Source organism: Butyricicoccus sp., from assembly GCF_050872565.1.
Taxonomy (GTDB): Bacteria; Bacillota; Clostridia; order Oscillospirales; family Butyricicoccaceae; genus Butyricicoccus_A.
The window spans coordinates 1-1,141 of sequence record NZ_JBNMHC010000510.1; the positions used below are offsets into that span (position 1 = coordinate 1).

At 51.0% G+C, this 1,141-nt stretch carries 1 protein-coding gene; it reads right to left on the minus strand.

Features of this window, described 5'->3' with window-relative positions; translation table 11 throughout:
- Positions 1 to 12: 12 nt before the first annotated feature.
- A complete protein-coding gene (locus tag ACR0P9_RS12980) occupies positions 13 to 1,035 on the minus strand; it encodes a M42 family metallopeptidase (RefSeq protein ID WP_432620800.1) in 1,023 nt (340 codons plus the stop codon).
- Positions 1,036 to 1,141 lie beyond the last annotated feature (106 nt).

The window sequence follows — 1,141 nt, forward strand, 5'->3', positions numbered from 1 at the left end:
AAATATCAAAACTCATGATTCTTCATCTCCCAAATACGTCAGAAAATGTCGGCTCAGTGCCAACATGCCCTGCATGTCCTCCAGAGCAGCAACACTGGATGGTGAATGGATATAGCGAACCGGTGCCGCAAGTCCAGCTGTCAGAACGCCTTCTCTGGTCAAATGAATGCGTCCGGCATCTGTACCGCCTGCTACGCGGTGCTTGGTCTGCCATGGAATATGATTGTCCTCTGCCAGCTTGCGCAACGTCTCAAACAGCTTCTGATTGTAAATGGTAGAGCGATCCATAAACGGAATCACAACACCCTTGCGCAGACCGCACACTTGCTTGGCGCCGTCTACTTCTGCCAAATCTGCCGCCGTTGTGCCTTCCAGCACCAGACAAATATCCGGCTGCAGCGCAAATGCTGCGCAGCGAGAGCCGCGCAAACCAACTTCTTCCTGTACACCAAAAACAAACCATGTATCTACCGCCGGCTGTTCCTGCAAAAGTGTCAGCATGACCGCACAGCCCACGCGGTCATCAATGGCTTTTGCTTTGAGCAATCCATCGCCAAACCGAACGCAAGCAGAATCAAAGACACCGTATGTGCCAAGCGGCACTTTTTTCTGTGCTTCTTTCTTGTCCGACGCACCAATGTCAATATATAAGCTGCTGGTCTTTGGCATGGTCTTTCGTTCTTCCCGCGTGGTCAAATGAACAGCCTTGATGCCGACAACACCGCGCACATCGCCAAACAAAATGCGTCTGCCAATCACGACGCGCGGATCAACGCCGCCGACAAAGCCGAACTTGACACAGCCGTCGTCTGTGTATCCCTTGCAAATGACACCAACTTCGTCCATGTGTGCAGAGAGCATCACCGTCTTGCTGATGTGTTTTTTGCCCTTGCGGAAAATCATCAGATTACCGAGATTGTCCTCGCGAATCTCATCCGCGTATGGCTTTGCCTGTTCCAAAATAAAATCATGTACTGCATCTTCACAGCCGGACGGACCGGGAAGAGCGCACAGCTTTTCTAATACCTCGATCATACGCGCGTTACCTCCCCGTCAAACTCCTTCAAAAAGGCTGCCATCAAATCGCTGACCGCTTGGACATCACACAGTTTAATGGTCTCAATCGGTGTGTGCATATATT